This is a genomic window from Agromyces tardus (assembly GCF_003710805.1).
Taxonomy (GTDB): Bacteria; Actinomycetota; Actinomycetes; order Actinomycetales; family Microbacteriaceae; genus Agromyces; species Agromyces tardus.
Genome location: NZ_RHHB01000046.1, coordinates 1 through 21,625 on the forward strand (window position 1 = coordinate 1; position 21,625 = coordinate 21,625).

20 protein-coding genes, 1 tRNA gene and 1 pseudogene are annotated in these 21,625 nt (G+C 72.3%); 11 read left to right on the forward strand and 11 right to left on the reverse strand.

The window, feature by feature from the left end; translation table 11 throughout:
* The 3 genes and pseudogenes from EDM22_RS19680 to EDM22_RS15840 all read left to right on the forward strand — a co-directional run.
* Positions 1 to 206, forward strand: a pseudogene (locus EDM22_RS19680) (hypothetical protein); the annotation flags it as partial.
* Between the two features lie 82 nt (positions 207 to 288).
* A tRNA-Ala gene (locus tag EDM22_RS15835) sits at positions 289 to 361 on the forward strand.
* Between the two features lie 134 nt (positions 362 to 495).
* Positions 496 to 1,530, forward strand: coding sequence for a zinc-binding metallopeptidase family protein (locus EDM22_RS15840; RefSeq protein WP_122938056.1), 1,035 nt, complete (start codon positions 496 to 498; stop codon positions 1,528 to 1,530).
* A gap of 27 nt (positions 1,531 to 1,557) precedes the next feature.
* Here the strand turns inward: EDM22_RS15840 and EDM22_RS15845 are convergent, their stop codons facing one another.
* Positions 1,558 to 2,265: a TetR/AcrR family transcriptional regulator gene (locus tag EDM22_RS15845; protein WP_122938057.1), complete on the reverse strand. Its 708-nt coding sequence runs from the start codon at positions 2,263 to 2,265 to the stop codon at positions 1,558 to 1,560.
* Between the two features lie 237 nt (positions 2,266 to 2,502).
* On the opposite strand from EDM22_RS15845, the gene EDM22_RS15850 reads away from it, so the two are divergent.
* From EDM22_RS15850 to EDM22_RS15870, 5 genes are all read left to right on the forward strand, one after another.
* Positions 2,503 to 4,161, forward strand: a complete 1,659-nt coding sequence (locus EDM22_RS15850) for an amidohydrolase (protein WP_122938058.1) — start codon at positions 2,503 to 2,505, stop codon at positions 4,159 to 4,161.
* Positions 4,162 to 4,195: 34 nt separating this feature from the next.
* On the forward strand, positions 4,196 to 5,857 hold the full coding sequence (locus tag EDM22_RS15855) for an ABC transporter substrate-binding protein (RefSeq protein ID WP_122938059.1): 1,662 nt from the start codon (positions 4,196 to 4,198) through the stop codon (positions 5,855 to 5,857).
* A gap of 72 nt (positions 5,858 to 5,929) precedes the next feature.
* Positions 5,930 to 6,886 carry an ABC transporter permease gene (locus EDM22_RS15860; protein ID WP_122938060.1) on the forward strand — a complete coding sequence of 319 codons (957 nt, stop codon included), beginning with the start codon at positions 5,930 to 5,932 and terminating at the stop codon, positions 6,884 to 6,886.
* Positions 6,883 to 7,743, forward strand: coding sequence for an ABC transporter permease (locus EDM22_RS15865; protein ID WP_122938061.1), 861 nt, complete (start codon positions 6,883 to 6,885; stop codon positions 7,741 to 7,743). The genes EDM22_RS15860 and EDM22_RS15865 overlap by 4 nt, the downstream gene beginning before the upstream one ends.
* The gene (locus EDM22_RS15870) at positions 7,740 to 9,479 is read left to right on the forward strand and encodes a dipeptide ABC transporter ATP-binding protein (RefSeq protein ID WP_122938062.1); all 1,740 of its coding nucleotides are present in this window, start codon (positions 7,740 to 7,742) and stop codon (positions 9,477 to 9,479) included. Before EDM22_RS15865 ends, EDM22_RS15870 begins: the two co-directional genes overlap by 4 nt.
* A 39-nt stretch (positions 9,480 to 9,518) precedes the next feature.
* On the opposite strand, the gene EDM22_RS15875 is transcribed toward EDM22_RS15870, so the two are convergent.
* Both EDM22_RS15875 and EDM22_RS15880 read right to left on the reverse strand, forming a co-directional pair.
* Positions 9,519 to 10,811: a glycosyltransferase gene (locus EDM22_RS15875; protein ID WP_122938063.1), complete on the reverse strand. Its 1,293-nt coding sequence runs from the start codon at positions 10,809 to 10,811 to the stop codon at positions 9,519 to 9,521.
* A complete protein-coding gene (locus EDM22_RS15880) occupies positions 10,808 to 11,419 on the reverse strand; it encodes a TetR/AcrR family transcriptional regulator (protein ID WP_122938064.1) in 612 nt (203 codons plus the stop codon). The genes EDM22_RS15875 and EDM22_RS15880 overlap by 4 nt, the downstream gene beginning before the upstream one ends.
* 131 nt (positions 11,420 to 11,550) lie before the next feature.
* On the opposite strand from EDM22_RS15880, the gene pdxH reads away from it, so the two are divergent.
* A complete protein-coding gene (pdxH, locus tag EDM22_RS15885; protein ID WP_122938065.1) occupies positions 11,551 to 12,228 on the forward strand; it encodes a pyridoxamine 5'-phosphate oxidase in 678 nt (225 codons plus the stop codon).
* Positions 12,229 to 12,306: 78 nt separating this feature from the next.
* Positions 12,307 to 13,776 carry an MFS transporter gene (locus EDM22_RS15890; protein WP_122938066.1) on the forward strand — a complete coding sequence of 490 codons (1,470 nt, stop codon included), beginning with the start codon at positions 12,307 to 12,309 and terminating at the stop codon, positions 13,774 to 13,776.
* A 13-nt stretch (positions 13,777 to 13,789) separates the two neighbouring features.
* On the opposite strand, the gene EDM22_RS15895 is transcribed toward EDM22_RS15890, so the two are convergent.
* Both EDM22_RS15895 and EDM22_RS15900 read right to left on the reverse strand, forming a co-directional pair.
* Positions 13,790 to 14,485, reverse strand: coding sequence for a DNA alkylation repair protein (locus tag EDM22_RS15895; protein ID WP_122938067.1), 696 nt, complete (start codon positions 14,483 to 14,485; stop codon positions 13,790 to 13,792).
* A 90-nt stretch (positions 14,486 to 14,575) separates the two neighbouring features.
* Entirely contained in the window at positions 14,576 to 15,229 is a 654-nt protein-coding gene (locus EDM22_RS15900; RefSeq protein WP_245989459.1) for an NADPH-dependent F420 reductase, read from the reverse strand.
* Positions 15,230 to 15,407: 178 nt separating this feature from the next.
* On the opposite strand from EDM22_RS15900, the gene EDM22_RS15905 reads away from it, so the two are divergent.
* Positions 15,408 to 16,517 (forward strand): LLM class flavin-dependent oxidoreductase, encoded by a 1,110-nt coding sequence (locus tag EDM22_RS15905; protein ID WP_122938069.1) that lies wholly within the window; start codon positions 15,408 to 15,410, stop codon positions 16,515 to 16,517.
* A gap of 90 nt (positions 16,518 to 16,607) precedes the next feature.
* On the opposite strand, the gene EDM22_RS15910 is transcribed toward EDM22_RS15905, so the two are convergent.
* The 6 genes from EDM22_RS15910 to EDM22_RS15935 form a co-directional block, all read right to left on the reverse strand.
* On the reverse strand, positions 16,608 to 17,792 hold the full coding sequence (locus EDM22_RS15910) for a cation:proton antiporter (protein ID WP_122938070.1): 1,185 nt from the start codon (positions 17,790 to 17,792) through the stop codon (positions 16,608 to 16,610).
* A 10-nt stretch (positions 17,793 to 17,802) separates the two neighbouring features.
* Positions 17,803 to 18,297, reverse strand: a complete 495-nt coding sequence (locus EDM22_RS15915) for a cation:proton antiporter regulatory subunit (RefSeq protein WP_122938080.1) — start codon at positions 18,295 to 18,297, stop codon at positions 17,803 to 17,805.
* Positions 18,298 to 18,388: 91 nt separating this feature from the next.
* The gene (locus tag EDM22_RS15920) at positions 18,389 to 19,264 is read right to left on the reverse strand and encodes an alanyl-tRNA editing protein (protein WP_122938071.1); all 876 of its coding nucleotides are present in this window, start codon (positions 19,262 to 19,264) and stop codon (positions 18,389 to 18,391) included.
* On the reverse strand, positions 19,264 to 19,443 hold the full coding sequence (locus EDM22_RS15925; protein ID WP_122938072.1) for a hypothetical protein: 180 nt from the start codon (positions 19,441 to 19,443) through the stop codon (positions 19,264 to 19,266). Before EDM22_RS15925 ends, EDM22_RS15920 begins: the two co-directional genes overlap by 1 nt.
* Before the next feature lie 91 nt (positions 19,444 to 19,534).
* A complete protein-coding gene (locus EDM22_RS15930; RefSeq protein ID WP_122938073.1) occupies positions 19,535 to 20,698 on the reverse strand; it encodes an acyl-CoA dehydrogenase family protein in 1,164 nt (387 codons plus the stop codon).
* A 9-nt stretch (positions 20,699 to 20,707) separates the two neighbouring features.
* Positions 20,708 to 21,577: a DUF4349 domain-containing protein gene (locus EDM22_RS15935; protein WP_122938074.1), complete on the reverse strand. Its 870-nt coding sequence runs from the start codon at positions 21,575 to 21,577 to the stop codon at positions 20,708 to 20,710.
* Positions 21,578 to 21,625: the final 48 nt, after the last annotated feature.

Consider the following 21,625-nt stretch of genomic DNA (forward strand, 5'->3'; position numbering starts at 1 on the left):
GGCGCGAGCCGGCGGTGCCGGTGCTGCGGCCGCAGGCCGCGCCCGCGGCATCCGCCGGTCAGGCAGCCCAGGCGACGGATGCCGCGCGGCCCGCTGCCGCCGAGCCGGCGAGCCCGTACGCCCGCATGGGCATCGTCGACGACGCCGGCCGACCGGGCATCGACGACCTCGACGCGGTGTTCCGCCGCCGCCGCACCGCGGTCTGAGGGGCGCCGCGCACCACGCCGAGGGCACCAGGTGGGAGTGGTCGGAACCACCCCGTGGAGGATGGTAGAGTCGATGTCGCTCGGGCCCATGGCGCAGTTGGTAGCGCGTCTCGTTCGCAATGAGAAGGTCGGGGGTTCGAATCCCCCTGGGTCCACCGAGTGAAGCCCCCGAGCCCGACGGCTCGGGGGTTTCGTGGTCTCAGCCCGGCCGCCCGCGCCGGGCGACCGCCATACGCCGCTGCGCGTGCCGTCGGCCGCGGATGGCGCAGGAGTGGGCCACTATGGACGCGTGACCCCCCAATCCTGCGAGCGCTGCGCGTCGACCGTGTTCGCCGAATCGCTGCAGTGTCCGGTCTGTTCCGCTCCGGTGGGCTTCCATCCGCCCACGCTGTCGTTCCGGGTGCTCGACGGCGAGACGGTGGAGATCGACGGGCGCACGTGGGCGGCGTGCTCGAACCGCGACTGGCGGTGCAACTGGCTCGCGCCCCGCGACGAGCCCAGTGCGCAGTGCTTCTCCTGCCGGCTCACCCGCCGGCGCCCGCCCAGCGACGAGACGGCGGACCTCGAACGACTCGCCGATGCGGCGGTCGACAAGCGCCGCCTGCTCATGCAGTTGCGGTACCTCGGGCTGCCCATCACGCCCTACTACGAGCGGGAGGGCGGTCTCGCCTTCGACCTGCTCGCGGGCACGCCGAGCGAGCCGGTCATGATCGGTCACGCGAACGGCGTGATCACGATCGATCTCAACGAGACGCTCGACGACCGCCGCGAGGGAGTGCGCGTGCGCCTGGGCGAGGCCTATCGCACGATGCTCGGGCACTTCCGGCACGAGATCGGGCACTACTACCAGGGCATCCTCGTCGACTCCGATGCCGCATGGGCGGAGTGCCGGGCCCTCTTCGGCGATGAGCGGGCGAGCTACCAGGATGCGATCGACCGTCACTACCGCTTCGGCGCCCCCGAGGGCTGGGCGGACTCCTTCATCTCGGAGTACGCCACCATGCACCCCTGGGAGGACTTCGCCGAGTGCTTCGCGCACTACCTGCACATCACCGCAACGCTCGCCACCGCCGCCCGCGGCGGGGTGACGCTCGACGCGGAGCGGGTGAGCGGGCACTCGGATGCCTCGGTGGTCCCGCTCGAGGACTACTCCGCGCAGCCGATCGACCGGATGCTCGACGACTGGCACTGGCTCTCCCTGCTGTTCAACCGGGTGAACCGCACGATGGGCAAGGACGACCTCTACCCGTTCCGGATCTCCGCCCCGGTCGCCGAGAAGCTGGCGTACGTGCATCGCATCGTCACGCGCGTCGCCGGCTCCTGAGGTCCACCCCGCGACGAACGGGTCGGGTCAGGATTCCCGTGCGCTGCGGGGCACGTCGCCGGCGTGCGCGCTGCGCTCGGCCGACTGCAGGATCGACTCGACCCCGCTGAAGAACAGGTCGCGATCGGTGAGACCGCGCAATCGGGCGACCGCTTCGGCGACGTGCGGATGCGTGGCCGGGTCGACGTGCGTGCCGACGTCGAACCAGAGCCCGAACTCGCGCGAACGCGCGGCGTCGGTGCTCCGCGCACGCGCGATGCCCGCGGCGGTCGAGAGCACGTGCGAGGAGAGCAGTGCGTAGTGCCGCACGAGCTCATCGCCGGAGAGACCGGCACGTGAGAACGCATCGAGCATGAGCTCGACGATGTCGAGCTCGGCTGGGCCGTCGGTCGTGAGCACGGTCGCCTCGACGGCGATCGCGGGGTACGTGGTGAAGAGGTCGAGTGTCGAGCTCGCGAGCTGCGTGAGCCGCCCGCGCCAGTCCTCACGGGGAGCCGTGATCTGCGCGAGCGACATCGCGAAGACATCGTCGAGGAGCGCCCGCATGAGGGCTTCCTTGTTGCGGAAGTGACGGTAGATGGCCGTCGGATCGGACCGGAGGTCGGCGCCGAGCTCGCGCACGGAGATCGCGATCGTGCCCGGACGGGCGGCGAGCCGCAGCGCGGCCGCGACGATGGTCGCGCGGTCGAGGTTCGTCTTGCCGCCGTGCTCGGCCCGTTTCGTTCCCGTCGCCATCGCCCCTCGTTCCTCGTGCCGCGCGTGGCTGCACGGCGTCGCCGTCGTGCCCACTGCAGGCTTCGGAGCAATGGTGCCACCTCGCGCGATATCTCGGCTGCCCCGCTCCGAGTCCAGCGAACACCACGCCCACGCTGTTGTCAACGACATTGTCAACGCTGTTGTCAACAGTGTTGACTTCGCGGCATCCGGCACCTACTGTGGCGTCATCGAGTTCGACGACGAAACGAGGGTGTCTTGGCTGCAGGGAATGTGCTCTTCACCGGCGGTGCCGTGTTCACGGGTGCCGGCCAACCGCTCCAGGGGTGCGCCGTGGTCGTGAAGCACGGGCGGATCGCCGCCGTGGTGCCCGAGGCGGACGCCCGCGCGCACCTCGACGCCGAGACGACGATCGTCGACCTCGACGGCGCGTTGCTCAGTCCCGGCTTCCAGGACGCCCACGTGCACCCGATCAACGCCGGCGTGGAGATGCTGCTGTGCAACCTCACGGGTGCCGATGACGCCGCCGCCGCGGTGCTCATGGTGGCCGAGTACGCGGCCGCGAACCCCTCGCGCGAGTGGATCGTCGGCGGCGGCTGGTCGATGGACCACTTCCCGGGCGGTGCGCCCACGCGGCAGGCCCTCGACGCGGTCGTCGACGACCGCCCGGTCCTGCTGTTCAGCCGCGACCACCACAGCGCCTGGGCGAACAGCGCCGCGATCCGCGCTGCGGGCATCGGGCCGCACACCCCGGATCCGGCCGACGGGCGCATCGAGCGCGAGCCCGACGGCAGCCCCGCCGGCACCTTCCACGAGGGGGCGTCCGAGCTGTTCGACGCCGTGCGGCCCGCGGTCGACGACGAGCTCGCCTACCAGGGGCTCCTGCTCGCGCAGGAGGAACTGCTGCGCCTCGGGATCACCGGCTGGCAGGACGCGATGATCGGCTCGTTCGCGGGCGTGCGCGAGAACCTCCGGAGCTACCTCCGTGCGCTCGACGAGGGAGCGCTGCGCGTGCACGTCGTCGGCGCCCAGTGGTGGGAGCGCGACCGCGGCGTCGAACAGGTCGCGGAGATGTCGGCGCGTCGCGAGCGCGTCGCCGAGCTCGGTCGCACCGATCGCTTCTCGCTCGGCACGGTGAAGATCATGGTCGACGGCGTCGCCGAGAACCAGACCGCCGCGATGAAGGCGCCGTACCGCGATGCCCACGGGCATGAGACCGGCAACGCCGGGTTGTCGTTCATCGATCCGGCACGGTTGCGCGACTACGTCACCGCGCTCGACGCGAACGGGTTCCAGGTGCACTTCCACGCCCTCGGCGACCGAGCCGTCGCCGAGGCGCTCGACGCGGTCGAGGCGGCCGCTGCGGCGAACGGCGCCACCGACGGTCGGCACCACCTCGCGCACCTCCAGGTCATCGCGGAGGGCGACACCGCTCGGTTCGCGCCGCTCGCCGCCGTCGCGAACATGCAGGCGCTGTGGGCGCAGCACGAGCGGCAGCTCGACGAGCTGACCCTGCCGTTCCTGGAGGACGGCGCGGCCGACCGTCACTACCCGTTCGGCGAGCTCGCCCGGAGCGGCGCACGGCTCGCGGCGGGCAGCGACTGGCCGGTCTCGAGCGCGAACCCCGTCGAGGCGATCCACATCGCGGTCAACCGCCGTTCACCCGGCGCCGACACCGAGCCCCTCGGCGGCGCCGGCCAGTGCCTCGACCTCGCGACGGCCATGGCCGCGTACACCTCGGGCTCGGCCTACGTCAGCCACCGCGACCACGACACGGGGCGCATCGCCGAGGGCTACCTCGCGAACCTCGTCGTGCTCGACCCCGACCCCTTCTCGGTGCCGGCCGACGAGATCCACCGCTCGTCCGTCGTCTCGACGTGGGTCGAGGGCGAACGCGTGTACTCCCGCACCTCCTGATCCCCCCACCGAACCCCGATTGAGAGAGACGAACATGAACGCACCGCACCCCGGCGCGGCCGGGCGGCGCTCGCCCCGCGGCATCCGCTTCGCCGTCGTCGCCGGCCTCGGCGCGGCCCTCGCGCTCACCGGCTGCACCGCAGCTGAGACCGACGCCGGAACCGACGTCGAGTTCGAGCTGACGGATGCCACGGCCGCGCCGTCGGGCGACATCGACTCGTTCACCTGGTCGAGCTACGCGGAGCCGTACTCGCTCGACTACGCGTACGCGTTCGACTACGCCGACAACCAGGTGCTCTCGAACATCTGCGAGTCGCTGCTGCGGCTGAACCCCGACTACACGCTCGCGCCCGGACTCGCCGAGGCGTTCGCGCACCCCACGCCCGAGACGTGGGTCTACACGATCCGCGACGGCGTCACGTTCCACGACGGCACGCCGCTCACCGCGGCCGACGTGGTGGCGTCGCTCCGCCGCCACCTCGACCCGGCAGTCGGCTCGTCGTGGTACTCCGTGTACCAGAACGTCGTGTCGATCGAGCAGACGGGCGAGCGCGAGGTCACGGTGACCGAGTCGGGGCCCGACTCGCAGTTCAACCTCGCGATGGGCGGCTCGGCCGGCGTGGTGGAATCGGCCGCCACGCTCGCGGCCGCCGGCGCCGACTACGGCAACTCGACGGGCGGCGTCAACTGCACGGGTCCGTTCCGCCTCGCCGAGTGGAAGCCGGGCGAGCGGATCACGCTCGAGCGCTACGACGACTACTGGGACGAGAGCCTGCGGGCGAAGGCCGGCGAGGTCGAGTTCCTCTTCATGAACGACCCCAACGCGCGGGTGAACGCGTGGAAGTCGGGCGAGGTCGACGGCGGCTGGATGGTCCCCGTCGACGCGATCGGCCAGCTCCGCGACTCCGGCCCGGGCGACGTGTTCTTCGGTCTCAACACTGCCGTCTCGAGCCTCATCGTGAGCAACCTCGACGGGCCGTTGGGTGATCCGAACGTGCGGAAGGCGCTGCTCATGGCGATCGATCGCGAGGGCCTCATCCGTGCGGCGTCGCAGGGCTACGGCGCGGTGACGAACGCGCTCACCACCGAGTCGGTGTGGGTCGAGGCGAGCGACAGCGCCGTCACGGCGGCGTTCGACGGACTCGAGGAGTACCCCTACGACGTCGCGGCCGCGAAGCAGCTCATCGACGACGCGGGCGTGGCCGGCGAGGAGATCGTGTTCGCGACGGCGCCGATCTCGAGCGACTTCTCCGTCATCGCGCAGGCGACCGTCGCGGCGGCCCAGTCGATCGGCCTGCAGGCGCGCATCGAGACGCTCACGCCGAACGCGTACACGACGCTCTTCTCCGACCCGGCCGCGCGCGAGGGCATCGACCTCTTCTTCACGCAGTGGTACCTCTCGAGCCCCGACCCGCTCGAGATGTACAGCGTGCTGCGCACGGGCGAGTTCAGCAATTACGGCAACTGGTCGAACCCCGAGTTCGACCGGGTGGTGAACGAGGCGATCGCGACGGATGACGCGGCCGCGCGCTCGGAGCAGACCGCCGAGGCGCAGCGCATCGCCAACGCGGAGCTGCCGTGGCTGCCGCTCGCCGAGAATCCGATGACGCTGTGGATGAACGACCGGATCACGGGCGTCGCGCCCTCGATCGCGTTCCTCTACTACCCCTGGGCGGCGACCATTGGCGCACGCTAGGGGCGTCGTGGCGTCCATCCGGCCGCGGCCGGTGCCGGCTCGGGCGGCGGCCGGCGGAGCGGCGGTCGTGCGATGAGCGCCCTCCGCCGGGTGCTCGGCAAGCTGGGCGGACTGCTGCTCACCCTGTTCCTCGCCTCGCTGCTCGTGTTCTTCTCACGGTTCCTCGTGCCGGGCGATCCCGTCAGCTTCCTGCTCCGCGGGCGCAAGCCCAGCCCCGAGGCCGTCGCTGCGGTGAACGCGCAGTACGGCCTCGACCTGCCGCCGTGGCAGCAGTACCTGTCGTGGATCGGCGGGGTCCTGCACGGCGACTTCGGCCGCTCGCTCCAGTACCGGCAGGACGTCGGTGCGGTCATCGGCGAGCGCATGCCGGTGACGCTCGGCCTCGTCGTGATGGCCGGCCTCATGATCGCGATCGTGGGCCTCGCGGCCGGCGCGATCGCGGCGCTCAACCGGGGTCGGGTGCTCGACCGTTCGATCCTCATCGGGCTCACGGCGCTCGGTGCGATCCCGTCGTTCGTCGGCGCGATCGTGCTCATCGCCGTGTTCGCGGTGCAGCTGGGGTGGTTCCCGTCGTTCGGCTCGGGCGACGGCGGGATCGACACCCTGTACCACTTGGTCCTTCCGTCGACCGCCCTCGCGCTGGTGTTCGTGGTGCTCGTCGGCAAGGTCACCCGCTCGTCGATGGTCGACCAGCTCGGTCGCGAGCACGTGGAGGTGGCGACGAGCCGCGGCCTGCGGCGCGGCACCGTGATCCGGCGGCATGTCTTCCGCAACTCGATCGGCCCGATCCTCACCGTCAGCGGACTCCTCGTCGCGGGACTGCTGGTCGCGAGCTCGATCGTCGAGTCGGCGTTCGGGCTCGCCGGAGTCGGTTCGCTGCTCGTGCAGTCGGTGAGCCGCCTCGACTTCCCCGTCGTGCAGGCGATCGTGCTGCTGATCGTCTTCGCGTTCGTCGCCGTGAACGCGGTGATCGACATCCTCGAACCCGTGATCGACCCCCGGGCAGCAGCAGGAGGCGGTGCACGATGACGACACCCACCATGGCGGTCACGGTGCTGCGCGCGCCCCGCGCCGCGCGCGCCGACCTCACCTTCGGCCTGAGCGTCGGTGTGCTCGGCGTGATGGTCGCGGCGGCGGCGTTCGCACCGCTCATCGCGCCCTACGACCCCGACGCCGTCGACCTCGCGGCGTTCTACTCCGGCCCGTCGGCAGCGCACTGGCTCGGCACCGACGCGCTCGGCCGCGACCTCCTGAGCCGCACGATCCACGGGGCACGCACGGCGCTGCTCGCCCCCCTCGCCGTCGTCGTCATCTCGACGGCCGTCGGCATCGTGCTCGGGCTCATCGCGGGCTGGCGCGGCGGATGGCTCGACTCGGTGCTCGGCCGCCTGTTCGACGTCGTCTTCGCGTTCCCGTCGCTGCTGCTCGCGATCCTCGCCGTGGCGCTCTTCGGCAAGGGGCTCGTGGCCCCGGTGATCGCGATGAGCATCGCGTACGCGCCCTTCGTGGCGAGGCTCACTCGCTCGCTCGTGGTCGCCGAGCGGTCGCGGCCGTACGTGGCCGCCTACCGGGTGCAGGGGTTCTCGCCGCCGTGGATCGCCACGCGTCGGGTGCTGCCCAACGTGACGCCCATCGTCGGCGCCCAGTCCACCCTCAACTTCGGCTACGTCCTGGCCGAGCTCGCCGCGCTGTCCTTCCTCGGGCTCGGCGTGCAGGCGCCGGCGGCCGACTGGGGCGCCATGATCAACGAGGCCCAGGCCGGGATCCTCGGCGGCCACTTCCTCCCGGCGCTCGTGCCGGCCGCCGCCGTCGTGCTCGCGGTCGTCGCCGTGAACGTCATCGGCGAGGAGTACTCGAACCGGATCGGAGGCGGGGCACCCGCATGACGCTGCTCAGCATCGACGAACTCTCCCTCGACCTGCACGACGGCACGCGCCTGCTGCACGGCGTCTCCCTCGAGATCGCCGCGGGCGAGACCGTCGGCCTCGTCGGCGAGTCCGGCTCGGGCAAGTCCCTCACCGCCCGGTCGGTGCTCGGGCTCCTGCCCCCGCGTGCCGCGACAGCCGGGTCCATCCGGGTCGACGGACGGGAGGTGCTCGGTGCGTCGCGTCGCGACCTCCTCGCCCTGCGGCGCACGAGCGCCTCGATGGTGTTCCAGGATCCGCGCACGAGCATCAACCCGGCCCGCACGATCGGCGACCACCTCACCGAGTCGCTGCGCGTCTGCGGCGGCTGGTCGGCGCGAGACGCGACGCGCCGGGCCGTCGAGCTCATGGAGTCGGTGCGGCTGCCCCGCCCCGATGAGCACCTGCGCCAGTACCCGCACGAGCTGTCCGGCGGCATGCTCCAGCGCGTCATGATCGCCGGCGCGCTCACCGGCTCGCCCCGGCTCCTGATCTGCGACGAGCCCACCGCCGCGCTCGACGTGACGACGCAGGCGGGCATCGTCTCGGTGCTCCTCGAGCAGCGCGAGACCCGGGGCATGGGCGTGCTCTTCATCACCCACGACCTGAACCTCGCCGCGGCGATGTGCGACCGGGTCGTCGTGCTGAGCGGCGGGCGGGTCGAGGAGCGGGGCCTCGCCCGCGAGGTCTTCGGCAACCCGCAGGCCGCGTACACGAAACGGCTCGTCGCGGCGACGCCCACGCTCGCAGGTGCTCCCGGCGGGGACTCCGTGGGGCCGGCCGTCGTCGTCGAGCGGATCCAGGGCGGGTCGGATGCCACGGGCCGGGCGGGTTCCGTCGCCGGGCCGCCGGGGGACCGGCGGGCCGAGGCGGCTCCCGTGCCCCCGCAGGCGCTGCTGGACATCCGGGGCCTCTCGAAGACCTACCGGCGCAGCGGCAGGGAGGCCGTGACCGCGGTCGACGACGTCTCGCTGCGCGTCGAGCGCGGCGGCGCCCTCGGCGTCGTGGGGGAGTCCGGGTCCGGCAAGTCGACGCTCGCCCGCATCCTCGTCGGCCTCGAGGCGGCCGACGCGGGCGAGGTCGTCGTCGACGGCCGCGCCCGCACGTCCCTCCCCGCCTCGCGTGCGGCGCGCCTCGCGCACGCTCGCTCGGTGCAGATGGTGTTCCAGGACCCGTACCTCTCGCTCGACCCCCGCCTGAGCGTCGGCCGTGCCATCGAGGACGCACTGCACCTCCACTCGCACGCGACCTCGCGTGACGCGCGGGCGCGTGTGCTGCGGCTGCTCGACCAGGTCGGGCTCGAAGAGCGCCATGCCGATGCCCGGCCGCGCACGCTCTCGGGCGGCCAGCGCCAACGCGTGGCGATCGCACGCGCCCTCGCGATCGAGCCCGACCTGCTCGTGCTCGATGAGGCGACGAGCGCACTGGATGTCTCGGTGCAGGCGCAGGTGCTCGACCTCGTCGCGTCGATCCGGCGGCATCGCGGGCTCACGGTGCTCTTCATCAGCCACGACCTCGCCGTCGTGCGCCGGGTGTGCGAGGACACGGTGGTCATGCACCGCGGCCGCATCGTGGAGGGCGGCTCGACCGCAGCCATCCTCGCGGCGCCGCAGCATCCGTACACGCGACGCCTCATCGAGTCGGTGCCTCGACCCGGTTGGGACCCCGCTGCCGCCGGAGCGCCCCTCGAGCCGGCGGGACGCGGTCAGGGGGTGTGAACGTCGCCCGCGCCGCCGATCGCCGGGTGGGCATGCCGGTCACGCGACGCCCGGAGTGTGTGTCGCCCCCGGGGTGTCGGCCAGTTCGTCGAGTTCCGCGATGAGGGGGCTCGACGCGATGTCGGCGTTGATCGCGACCGCGAGCCGGGCCGCGGCGATCCGGTACCCGTCCGTCGTCAGCACCTCGGTGATCGCCGACCGGATCGCCTCGGCGGACGCCGTCGGTGCGAGGCGCACTCCGGCGCCATGGTGCACGACGCGGGCGGCGGTGTCGTCCTGATCGCGACCCATGGGGATGCACACCATCGGCACTCCGGCGGCCAGCGACTTGAGCGTCGTGCCGTGCCCGCAGTGCGTCACGACGAGGGCGGCGCGCTCGATGATCGGACCGTGCGGAGCCGACCGCACCACGCGCACATCGTCCGAGGCGGTGAGCTCCTCGGGGTCGAGCATGGGCCCGGTGGTCACCACGGCGCGCACCGGAAGGCCCGAGAGCGCATCGATGATGCGCTGGAGCACCGCCGCCTGGTCCTGGAAGGTCGAGGTGAGTCCGACGAGCACGAGCGGTCTCGGGTCGCCCTTCGGCCACGGGGACGTCCACGGCTCGGCCCAGGCCGGGTCGTCCAGCACCGGGCCGGCGTAGCGGACGTTGGCCGGCACGAACGGCGCCGCATAGTCGAATGCGGGGCTCGTGAGCACGATGATGCGGTCGGCGCCGAGCACCTGGTCGTAGAACGACGTCAGGGGAGCCAGCCCGTGTTCGGCGCGCACGGCGTTCAGCGACGGCAACCCCTTCGCGAAGACGCGGTTCACGAGGGCGACGAGCAGCGCGTCGCGGGCGTGGCCGACGGGCCCCTTCGCGAGCGGGAATCCCGCTGCGATCGGCGGCACTCCGCGCACGGGCAGTGCCCAGATGTTCGGCACCAGTGCGGCGACCGGCAGTCCGGCCGCCTGCGCGGCGATCATGGCGCCGAACATGAAGTAGTCCGCGACGACCACGTCAGGTGACCATGCGGCGATCTGTCCCGCGGTGTCGGCCGCAACGGCGCCGGCCGGTCCGCCGATGAGGCGATCGCGCATGCGCCGCAGGCCCTCGAACGGACTCGTGACCTCCCAGTCCTTGACGAGGTCCTCCGCAGGGTCCGCGCTGGTTCGGTGGGGCGCGGCGACCCACGGGGCGAAGGTCGCGCCGATCCGGAGCGACGCATCGCGCAGCGTCGGGTCGGCGAGTACGCGCACCTCGTCGCCGCGGTCGATGAGCCGCCGCGCGACCCCGAGTTCGGGCGCCACGGCGCCCCCGCCGTCCCACAGGGCGAACAGATAGCGGCTCATGGGTGCTGCTCCTTCCGGTCGGATGCCTCGCCCAGCGCGCCGCGGACGAGGCGGAGGATGACGGCCTCGGTGTCCGCCTGCGATCGGCCGAGGTCGCGGCGCAGGAGCTTCCACAGCGTGACGTCGGTCGCCGCGTAGAGGGCGAACACGAGTTGCTCGTCGTCGACCCCGGGGAGCAGGGTGCGCTCGATCCAGGCGCGGTGCCCGGCCCGCGAGACCTCGAGGAGGTAGTCGATCGCGGGCACGCGGCCCTCCAACTCGAGCACGCGCACGTTCGCGTCGCCCATCGTCTCGTAGCGTTCGACGAGCCGCGCGATCGCGCCGCCCACGTCGCCCGGCTCGGCGGCGCGGACGGCGTCCTCGTGCGGCTTCTGCCAATCGACGACGGCGAACGCGAGTTCGTCCTTCGTGCCGAACTGCCGGATGACGGTCTGGCGCGAAACGCCGGCGGCCTCGGCGACGGCGCCGATCGTGACCTGGTCGTAGGGGCGCACCATCCAGAGCCCGTGGGCCGCAGCGAGGATCCGCTCGCGCGTCTCCTCCACCGCCTCCTGGCGAGCCCGCATGCGATACGGGCGCGTCGCCTGTCCTCCGACGAGCGATTTCATGATACACAGTGTCTCACGAAAGTCTTCCGCCCGTCCAGTGCCCCGCGGCCCGCGCGGCGAGCGGGCATGTGGTCCGCGCCGGCGCCGCGCCGCGGCGCGACGGATGCCGCCTCCGCTCGTACGCTGGTGGCATGAGCGATGCCGTCGACCCCGATCGCCACCGTCCACTCGAGCACGCGCTCGGCCGGCACACCGACTACGGTGCGGAGCAACTGGTCGAGGCCGACCTCGCCGCCGATCCGATCGAGCAGTTCGCGAGGTGGCTCGCCGAGGCCGACGAGCGCGGCGTGTACGAGCCGAACGCGATGGTGCTCGGCACGATCGACCCCGACGGCATCCCGTCGGCGCGCACGGTCCTGCTCCGCGGGGTCGACGGGCGCGGGTTCACGTTCTACACCGACCACGGCTCGCGCAAGGGTCGCGCGCTGCACGCCCACCCCGCGGCGACGCTCGTGTTCCCGTGGTATCCGCTGCATCGCCAGGTGATCGTCACGGGCGAGGCACGCCCGGTGCCGCCCGAGGAGTCCGACGCGTACTGGGCAGGGCGACCCCGAGGATCGCGCATCGCGGGCGCGGCGAGCGAGCAGTCGCATCCGATCGCCTCGCGCGAGGCGCTCGACGACCGGTTCGCGGAGATGGAGCAGCGCTTCGCGCACGTCGAGGACGTGCCGCGGCCCGAGCGGTGGGGCGGATTCCGCCTGGTGCCGCAGCGCATCGAGTTCTGGCAGGGGCGCACGTCGCGCCGGCACGATCGGCTCGTGTTCACCCGCGCCGACGACGGGTGGAGCCTCGAACGGCTCCAGCCGTGACGTCGCCGGACGCGTGGCCGTGGCGCGGCGCGCGCGCCCGGCACTCCGGCTCGACGGCCCCGGCGTAGGCTGACCGGGATGTCGCAGCCGCTCACGCGGGAGATCCCGCTCACCCAGGCGCGGCGCTGGCGTGCCTTCTGGGTGTGCGTCTCGGTCGCCGCCCTCACCATCGTCGACCTCACGAAGGTCAACGTCGCGCTGCCCTCGATCGAGGCGGCCCTCGGATCGACGTCCACCGACCTGCAGCTCGTCGTCGCGGGGTACGTGCTCACGTTCGGCCTCACCCTCGTGCCGGCCGGCCGCATCGGCGACCAGCGCAGCCGCAAGGCCCTCTTCATCATCGGACTCTCGCTGTTCACCCTCACGAGCCTCATGTGCGCCCTGGCGCCCACGACGGGCTGGCTCCTCGTCGGCCGGCTCCTGCAGGGCGTCGCCGCCGGCATCCAGATGCCGCAGGTCATCGGCCTGGCCCAGGAGCTCTTCCAGGGGGCGGAGCGGGGCAGGGCGTTCGGCCTCTTCGGCGCCACCATCGGCATCGCGACCGCGTTCGGCCCCACCCTCGGCGGCCTCGCGATCGCGATCGGCGGCCCCGTCGACGGCTGGCGCGGCATCTTCTGGATGAACGTGCCGCTCACGCTCATCGTGCTCGGCTTCGTGATCTGGCTGCTGCCGAAGACGCGGCATCGCTCCTCGAGGCCGCTGTCGCTCGACCCGGTCGGACTCGTGCTCTTCGGCATCACGGTCGTCTCGCTCATGTGGCCGTTCCTCTTCACCACGGGGTCGCCGAGCGACAACCCCGCGCGGTGGTGGACCCTCGTCGTGTTCGTGATGGCGCTCACCGCGTTCGTCGCGTGGGAGCGGCGCTACGCGGCATCCGGCAAGCATCCGCTCGTGTCGCTCGCGTTGTTCAGCGTGTCGTCGTACCGCAACGGCACGCTGCTGGCCGCGGCGTACTTCGCGGCCATGCCGTCGTCGTTCATCCTCACGACGCTCTACCTGCAGCAGGGCCTCGGGCTCGCGCCGGTCTTCGCGGGCATGGTCACGATCGGGTTCGCGCTCGCGAGCGCCGTCACGTCGTGGCTCGGCGGCCGGCTCGTCAACCAGGTCGGGCGTCCGCTCGTCGTCGGCGGCATCGCCACCCTCTTCGTCGGGTTCGGGCTGCTGCTGCTCGCGGCGCTCATCACGCCGCCCGAGGTGACGCCGTGGGTCATGGCGGGGGCGATGGTGCTCGCCGGCACGGGCGGCGGATTCGTCATCGCCCCGAACCAGACGCTCGCGCTCGCCGACATCCCGGTCAAGCAGGGCGGGCTCGCGGGATCGGTCGGCCAGCTCGGCCAGCGCATCGGCACCGCGATCGGCACGGCGGTGGCGCTGTCGCTCTTCTACTCGACGATCTACCGCGAATCGGGCGACGAGCCCGCGCTCGACGTGTACCACCACGCGTACGCGATCGGCATGCTGTCGGTCGCCATGTTCCTGGCGATCGCGTTCTCCATCGGCGTCGCCGACCTGGGTGCGCGGCGGCGGCACCGGCAGGCGCTGGGCTGATCGCTGCGAGTGCTCACCGGATCGCGAGGATGCGCGTCCGTTCCTCCTTCGGCAGGTGCTCGATCGCGGCGCGCAGGCCCACGCGCGGCATCGTCGCGGCATGCCGCTCGGCGAACTCGGTGAGGCGCCGCGGGTCGCGGTCGCCGGCGTAGCGAAGCATCCAGCCGGTCGCCTTCTGCACGAGCGGCTCGGGGTCGAGCGCGAGGAGCCCGGCGATGCGGAAGGCGTCGTCGATGTCGCCGCGGCGGATGAAGGCGCTCGTCGCCACGATCGCCGTGCGGCGCTCCGGCCAGAACGCGGATGCCGCGAGCCGGTCGAGCAGGGATCGATCGCGGTCGATGAGGTGCGCCCCGACGACGTCGCGCGCCGCGAGGTCGACGAGGTCCCACTGGTCGATGCGGTCGTGGCGGCGGAGGTACAGGTCGAACAGCTCGGCGCGGCGCGCTGCCGACGTGCGCGGACGGGCCGCCGACTTGCCCATGATGCTGCACGCGAGCGCACGCACCTCGTGCGGCGGTCGGTCGAGCAGCCGCTCGAGCTCGGCGACGTCGAGGTCGAGGGCGGTCTTCGCGAGGTCGAACACGGCGCCCATCCGCACGCCGAGGAACGGCGCACCGGCGTCGTCGGGGAAATAGCGGCGGTACTTGTCGCGCTCGGCCTCGCTCGCCATCGACTCGAGCGCGGAGATGAGCGCAGCGGCATCCGTCATCGGGCGACCTTCCGTCGCCGCCCAGCGTACGACGCGGGGTGCCCCGGCATCGGCTGCGCCGCGGGTGTCGCGGATGCCGCGACGCGCCGGTCAGGCGACGAGGTGGTCGGCGCCGGCCATGAGCGCCGTGAGCTCGGCCGACGAGAGCTCGCGGCCGAATGCGGCGTGACCGGGCTCGAGCGCGCGGCCGTTCGCGAGCGGGCCGCCGTCGACGGCGTCGAAGCCGATCTCGTCGATGAGTCGCGCGACGACCGCGCGGGCCTCCGCGTCGTCGCCGACGACCGCGAGCGCGCGGCGCAGCGGGGAGCCGGCGGGGAGGCTGTCGTCCTCCATCTCGTGGTAGCCGAGGTGGTTGAAGGACTTCACGAGCCGGGCTTCGGGGTTGAGCGTCGCATTGATCTCGCTCGTCGAGCGCAGGTCGTCGTCGATCTCGGCGATGTTCCCGTCGACGGGCGGCCAGTAGTTCATCGCGTCGACGACGATGCGGCCGCCGAACCGGTGCCAGGGCAGGCTGCGGGCCTTGCCGAACGGCACGGCCGCGATGATGACGTCGGCGCCGTCGACGAGTGCGTCGGCGCTCACCACGCGGGCTCCGGGGGCGATCACCGAGACGAGCAGGTCGAGGGCCGTCTGGCGCGGCGAACCCGAGATGAGCACCTCGTGCCCGGCATCCATGAGCAGGCGGGCGAGGGCGGTGCCCACCTTGCCTGCCCCGAAGATGCCGATCACCGGTCGCTCGTGCACGCTCGTCCTCCGTCTTCCCGGTCGTACATCCATCATGCGCCTGCAAGCACACAGAACGCCGAGCGGCGACGGCGCATTCCCGTGGGCTGTTCCGCACGCGCCGGGCGGAATAGTCTCGGGGCGGGGACGGTTCGACGGAGCATGCAGATGTATCGATCTGCGGGATGAGGAGTTCAGGATGCCGCGCCACTACGAGTTCGGTCTCGACACCTTCGGCGATGTCACCGTCGGGCCCGACGGCGCCCTCCTGACGCACGCGCAGGTGCTCCGCAACGTCGTCGAGGAGGCCGTGCTGGCCGATCGGCTCGGCCTGGACTTCTTCGGCATCGGCGAGCACCACCGCCACGAGTTCGCCGTCTCGGCGCCCGACGTCGTGCTCGGCACGATCGCCGGCCGCACCGAGCGCATCCATCTCGGGTCGGCCGTCACCGTGCTGAGCTCCGACGACCCGGTGCGCGTCTTCCAGCGCTTCGCCACGCTCGACGGGCTGTCGAACGGACGTGCCGAGGTCATCCTCGGTCGCGGGTCCTTCACCGAGTCGTTCCCGCTCTTCGGCTTCGCGTTGAGCCAGTACCAGGACCTCTTCGAGGAGAAGCTCAACCTCTTCGCCGCCCTCCTCCCGCAGGAGCCGGTGACCTGGTCGGGCGAGCTGCGCTCGCCCCTCACCGACCAGCGCATCTACCCGCCGGTCGAGCACGGGCAGCTCCGCACGTGGATCGGAGTCGGCGGCAGCCCGGAGTCCGTCGTGCGCGCGGCCCACTACGGCCTGCCGCTCGTGCTCGCGATCATCGGCGGCAGCCCCGTGCGGTTCGCGCCGCTCGCCGACCTCTACCGCAGGGCGCTCGCCCAGTTCGGCCACGAGCCGCAGCCCGTCGCGGTGCACTCGCCGGGCTTCATCGCCGACACCGACGACGAGGCGCTCGACCTGCTCTGGCCGCACTACCAGGTGATCATCGACAAGATCGGCAAGGAGCGCGGCTGGGGCCCGATCACCCGCGAGCACTTCGAGGGCGAGGCGAGCGCCAACGGCGCGCTCTACGCGGGATCGCCCGAGACCGTCGCGCAGAAGATCGCGAAGGCCATGCAGGCCATCGGCGCCACGCGCTTCGACCTCAAGTACTCGAACGGCACGCTGCCGCACGAGCTGCTCATGGGCAGCATCGAGCGCTACGCCACCCAGGTGGTGCCGCGGGTGCGGGAACTGCTCGCCGAGGCCGACGCCGAGTCCGAGCAGGCCGAGCCGGCGGCGGATGCGGCGGCGCCCGCCTCGGGCGGCGACGCGGCCTGATCCGGCCGAACCGGGGCCATTCCGGCCGCGCGCTGCGGGCGGCGACGCGCCCCTGACCTCGGGAGCCGACCTCGAGCGCGGCGAGCCGACCTACACGGCGGCGCGCGCGACGCGACGGCGCCGCACCGCGGACTTGAACCACGCGGCATCCGGGAGCCGGGCCAGCACCGTGCCCGCGATGATCGTGACGAGCACGTAGCCCGTCGCGAGCGGTGCGAGGGCGGGCTCCACGCCCGCCCCCACCGCGAGTCCCGCGATGACGATCGAGAACTCGCCGCGCGGAGCGAGGGAGAGCCCGGCACGCCACTGACCGAGGGTGCCGACGCCCGCCTTGCGGGCGGCGTACGCGCCCGTCACGAGTTTCGTGAGGATGGTGACGATCGCGAGGAGCGTCGCGGGCAGCAGCATCGACACGAGCGCCGCCGAGTCGGTCGTAAGGCCGAAGAACACGAAGAAGATCGCCGCGAAGAGGTCGCGCAGCGGCGTGAGCACGGCGCTCGCGTTCTTCGCGACGCGCCCCGACAGTGCGATGCCCACGAGGAATGCGCCGACGGCCGCCGACACGCTCACCTCCTGGGCGAATCCGGCGACGAGCATCGTGAGGCCGAGCACGCCGAGCAGCAGCGGCTCCGCGTGCTCGGCGGGGAAGAGCCGCGACACGATGTGCCCGTGGCGCAGCGCGATGAAGAGGATCACGGCGACCACGCTCACGGCGATCGCCACCGAGATCGCGCCCTGCAGCAGGCTCACCCCCACGACGATCGCGGAGAGCACGGGCAGGTAGAACGCCATCGCGAGGTCTTCGATCACCAGCACGGCGAGGATCGCAGGCGTCTCGCGGTTCGACAGGCGGCCGAGGTCGCGGAGCAGCTTCGCGATGACGCCCGAGGAGGAGACCCACGTGACCCCGGCCATCGCCACTGCGGCCACGGGGCCCCAGCCGAGCAGGAACGCGAGGGCCGCGCCCGGCAGTGCGTTGAGCAGGCCGTCGACGATGCCCGCGGTGCGCGCCGAGTGCAGGCTCTCGAACAGCTCGGGCGCCGTGTACTCGAGCCCGAGGATCGCGAGGAGCAGGATGATGCCGATCTCGGAACCGACCGCGAAGAACTCCTCGCTCGCGTCGAATGCGATGAGGCCGCCCTCGCCGAAGGCGAGCCCGAGCAGGAGGTAGAACGGGATCGGCGAGAACCCGATGGCGATGGCGAGGCGCCCGAGAAGACTCATGCCGAGGAGCAGCGCGCCGACTTCGATGAGGAGCAGCGTGGTCTCGTGCATGCCGGCGCCGTCAGTCGGGGCCGTTGGCGAGGAGCTTCGTTACTCCGTCGAGTCCTTCGCGCGTGCCCACGGCGACGATGACGTCGCCGGCGCGGAGCATGTCGCTGGGGGTGGGGGAGGGAATGACGGTGCCGTCGCGCACGATGGCGACGATCGACGAATGGGTGCGCGTGCGCGCCTTCGTCTCACCGAGGGTGCGGTTCAGGTAGGGCGAGTCGGTGGGGAGCGCGATCTGCTCGGTGTAGAGCCCCGCGGTCTCGTCGGAGAGGCTCGTGAGACGCGACAGCATCACCGACGCCCCGAGCACGTCGGCGAGGGCCGCGGCCTCGTCGTCGTTCAGCGGAATGGTGTCCCGGCAGGCGTCGGGGTCGTCCTCGTCGAACACGCCCAGGTCGCGTTCGCCGTCGCGGTGCGACACCACGCTGATACGCCGCCCGCCTTCGGTCACGAGGTCGTGACGGAAGCCGATCCCGGGCAGGTCGACCTTCTCGATGCGAATACCCACGAGCGGCATCATAACCCCGCGAGAGGGTGTCGCGGCTGCGCGGCGCTCAGCCTCGCGGATGCGGCGCGCTCAGCGGTTCGGGTTCAGCGGCTCACGGGTTCAGGCGCACGCGCGTGCGCATCATGAGCACGGGCGTGCCGCCGTCGTCGCCGAGCTCGAACGCGACGCGCACCTCGCGGAGGTCGGCGAGCGAGCCGACGTGCGTGCCGCCGCAGGCGATGCGGGCAGTGGCATCCGGAAGCTCGCACACCCAGGTGCGGCGGTCGGTGAGCAGGTCGCCCTCGCGCTCGATGCGCACCGCCGAGCCCGCCGCCACCCAGTGCGCGAGCGTCGCGTCGACCGATTCCGCGAGCCCGCCGAGCGTGTCGTCGAGTCCCGTGACGTCGAACCCCGCCCGCCGGAGCGACTTGTTGAGCCGGTACCGATCGATGGAGCCGTTGGCCTCGATGCGAGAGGACGCGATGGCGATGCCGTCGAAGTCCGGGGAGCCGAGCGCATCCTCGCGGGCGGGCTTCGACCAGCGGTGCGCGAGCGCGTGGTTCAGGGCGAGGGATGCCGCGTGGCAGGCGGTGTGTCCGAGCGAGAGCGCGTGGCGCACCGCGGCATCCGCCTCGAGCTCGACCGGATCGCCCTCGGCGACGGGGGTCGCCGGGTCGACGAGGTGGGCGACGACGAACGTCCAGCCCTCGGCGCCCGTGCGCACGGGGATGTCGGCGCCGAGGAAGAGCTCGGTGCCGTCGGTCGCCGCGACCACGGCATCGAGGAGGGGGTACTCGGCATCTCCGGCTCGCAGCACGCCCCGGTCGGCCGGCTGGTCGGGCCACGCGGCGTCGACCGGGTGGATGCTCGTGGTGTCGGTGACGACGGCGAGGCGGTCGCCCGCGGGCGCGGTGTGGAGGACCGTGGCCTGCGCGACGAGCGCCCCGGTGGGATACGTGACGACCGTGTCCCGTTGTGGGAGCACCATCAGACGTGCACGTCCCGCTGGCCGAGCAGGCTCACCGGGATCGCGAGGGCGAGGGCCACGCACACGATCCCGCCGAAGAAGACGAGGGCCTGGAAGCTCGCGAGCTCGAGGGCGATGCCCATGAGCCACATGCCGAAGACGAACAGGGCCATGGCGATGACGAACGGGACGGCGTTCATGACGACCTCCATCGGGTGAGGCGGCGGGCGCCGCCGCGCGCCAGTCTAGCGAGCGCCCCGAGCCCCCGAGGGGGCCGTTCGACCCGGAGGATCAGGACTCGATCGGCCCGAGCCACGCGGTCGCGATCGTCTGCTTCGCCGCGTCGTCGCTCGAGGGATGGAACACGCCCGCGAGCACGTCGCGCTGCAGTCGCCCGAGCTCGTCGCCGGCGAAGTACGTCGATCCGCCGCCGACGCGCACGCACTGGTCGACCACCTGGCGAGCCGTCTCGGTGGCCCGCACCTTCATGCCCGACAGCTTCGCGAACCACCGCGTCCCGTGGTCGACGCGCTCGTCGACGTCGCGGGCGAGTGCGACGAGCTGCAGCTCGATGCCGTCCTGCAGCAGGGCCGCCTCGGCGATGCGTCGGCGCACGTCGGGCTCCTGCGCGAGCGTGAGACCCGTCTTCATCGACGAGCGGCGTCGCGCCGCCGCGACGGCGAGGTCGAGGGCGCGCGCGCCGATCCCCGTGTACACGGCACCGAGCAGCAGCTCGAAGCACGCGAAGATCGCGAACACGAGCGGGTCGGGATTCGGCCCCGGGTCGAGGCGGCGCACGATGCGGTCGGATGCCGCGACGGCGCCGTCGAGCACGGTCGTGCGGCTCTGGCTCGCCCGCATGCCGAGCGTGTCCCAATCGTCGAGCACGCGCACGTCGGGATCTTCGCGATCGATGAAGCCGTAGACGATCTTCGGGCCGTCGGGGGAGGTGGTGTCGAGCCCGGTCGTGCCCAGGCGCGTCCAGGCCGGCGAGAGCGACGTGAAGATCTTGCGGCCCGAGTAGCGGTAACTCCCGTCGGGCTGCGGCTCGGCCGTCGTGCGGGAGCCGAACAGCATGAGGTCGTTGCCGGCCTCGCTGATGCCGAAGGCGAAGAGCTCGCCCTCGGCGGCCTCGCGCAGCAGGAACTCGAGCGCGTCGTCGCCGCGGGCGCGCAGCACGCTCGCGACGCCCGTCCAGACGAGGTGCATGTTGATGCCGAGCGCCGTCGCGGGCGCCGCGCCGGCGAGGCGCATCTGCGCGCGCACCGCGTCGCTCAGGCTCCAGCCGAGGCCGCCGAGCTCGACGGGCACGAGCGCCCGCAGGTAGCCGGCTTCGCGCAGCTCGGCGAGGTCGTCGTGGAAGAAGGCGTTCTCGCGGTCGTAGCGGGCCGCGCGCTCGCGGAATCGCGCGAGCAGGGCGTCGTCGAGCAGGGTCTCAGGGGTGCTGCCGGTCACGCCGCCAGCCTACGCCGCGGGGTGCCGGTTCCGACGGGTCGCGAGCACCACGATCGCCGTGATGATGCCGGCGACCACGAGGAGCGCGCCGATCCACGGGAGCAGCACGCCCAAGGCCACGGCGATCCACGACAGGAACCCCAGCAGCGCGTTCCATCCCGCGACGAGCCCGCTCCAGAAGTCGCCCGGCACCGCGGAGGGGGCGACGTCCTCCGTGATGAGGTCGACCGTGATCGTGGAGTAGTCGACCTGGTCGGCGAGCCAGTCGCGTTGCTGCGTCAGGCTGTCGAGCTCGGCCTGCCGGGTGCTGAGCTCGGACTCGATGGCGATGAGGTCGGCGGTCGTGTCCGCCTCGTCGAGCAGCGCGAGGAGCCGGTTCACCGAGGCGGTCAGCGCCGTGATGCGCGCGTCGAGGTCCTGCTGCTGCTGCGTGACATCCGAGGCGTTGAGGCTCACCGAGTTCACCTCGCCGAGCTTGCGCAGGTCGTCGATGACGCCGTCGAGCTCGTCGGCCGGGATCCGCAGCACGAGCGACGCGCTCGCGGGCTGGGTGTCGGTGCCGGGCGTCTCGGTGCGGCTGTCGACGCGACCGCCGGCGCCGTTCGCGAGCGCGGCGGCGTCGCTCGCGCCGGCGATCGGATCGTCGACGGTGATCGACATGTAGCCGGTCGTCACGACGGCGCGATCCTGGGGCGCGGCCACGCCCTGGTCCGTGACCGCCTCGTCATCGGCAGGGGCACCGCCCTCGACGGGGGCCCCGTTGGAGGTGCCGGTGCCGGGAGCCGGCTCCGACGAGTCGCCGGCGCCCAGGGAACAGCCCGCGAGGAGTACTGCCGCGAGTGCTGCCACGGCCACGAGTGGTGCGATTCGGCGTCTCATGGGCTCACCGTACTCCCGGGCCGAATGCGCTCGTCTGCGCGCCCGCTG

What these genes read in the sequence shown, in the direction of transcription:
- EDM22_RS15860 (WP_122938060.1), top strand. Translation starts at nt 5,930, where the DNA reads ATGAGCGCCCTCCGCCGGGTGCTCGGCAAGCTGGGCGGACTGCTGCTC.
- EDM22_RS15890 (WP_122938066.1), top strand. Translation starts at nt 12,307, where the DNA reads ATGTCGCAGCCGCTCACGCGGGAGATCCCGCTCACCCAGGCGCGGCGC.
- EDM22_RS15845 (WP_122938057.1), bottom strand. Translation starts at nt 2,265, where the DNA reads ATGGCGACGGGAACGAAACGGGCCGAGCACGGCGGCAAGACGAACCTC.
- EDM22_RS15925 (WP_122938072.1), bottom strand. Translation starts at nt 19,443, where the DNA reads ATGAACGCCGTCCCGTTCGTCATCGCCATGGCCCTGTTCGTCTTCGGC.
- EDM22_RS15870 (WP_122938062.1), top strand. Translation starts at nt 7,740, where the DNA reads ATGACGCTGCTCAGCATCGACGAACTCTCCCTCGACCTGCACGACGGC.
- EDM22_RS15920 (WP_122938071.1), bottom strand. Translation starts at nt 19,264, where the DNA reads ATGGTGCTCCCACAACGGGACACGGTCGTCACGTATCCCACCGGGGCG.
- EDM22_RS15935 (WP_122938074.1), bottom strand. Translation starts at nt 21,577, where the DNA reads ATGAGACGCCGAATCGCACCACTCGTGGCCGTGGCAGCACTCGCGGCA.
- EDM22_RS15865 (WP_122938061.1), top strand. Translation starts at nt 6,883, where the DNA reads ATGACGACACCCACCATGGCGGTCACGGTGCTGCGCGCGCCCCGCGCC.
- EDM22_RS15910 (WP_122938070.1), bottom strand. Translation starts at nt 17,792, where the DNA reads ATGCACGAGACCACGCTGCTCCTCATCGAAGTCGGCGCGCTGCTCCTC.
- EDM22_RS15880 (WP_122938064.1), bottom strand. Translation starts at nt 11,419, where the DNA reads ATGAAATCGCTCGTCGGAGGACAGGCGACGCGCCCGTATCGCATGCGG.
- EDM22_RS15875 (WP_122938063.1), bottom strand. Translation starts at nt 10,811, where the DNA reads ATGAGCCGCTATCTGTTCGCCCTGTGGGACGGCGGGGGCGCCGTGGCG.
- pdxH (WP_122938065.1), top strand. Translation starts at nt 11,551, where the DNA reads ATGAGCGATGCCGTCGACCCCGATCGCCACCGTCCACTCGAGCACGCG.
- EDM22_RS15895 (WP_122938067.1), bottom strand. Translation starts at nt 14,485, where the DNA reads ATGACGGATGCCGCTGCGCTCATCTCCGCGCTCGAGTCGATGGCGAGC.
- EDM22_RS15855 (WP_122938059.1), top strand. Translation starts at nt 4,196, where the DNA reads ATGAACGCACCGCACCCCGGCGCGGCCGGGCGGCGCTCGCCCCGCGGC.
- EDM22_RS15905 (WP_122938069.1), top strand. Translation starts at nt 15,408, where the DNA reads ATGCCGCGCCACTACGAGTTCGGTCTCGACACCTTCGGCGATGTCACC.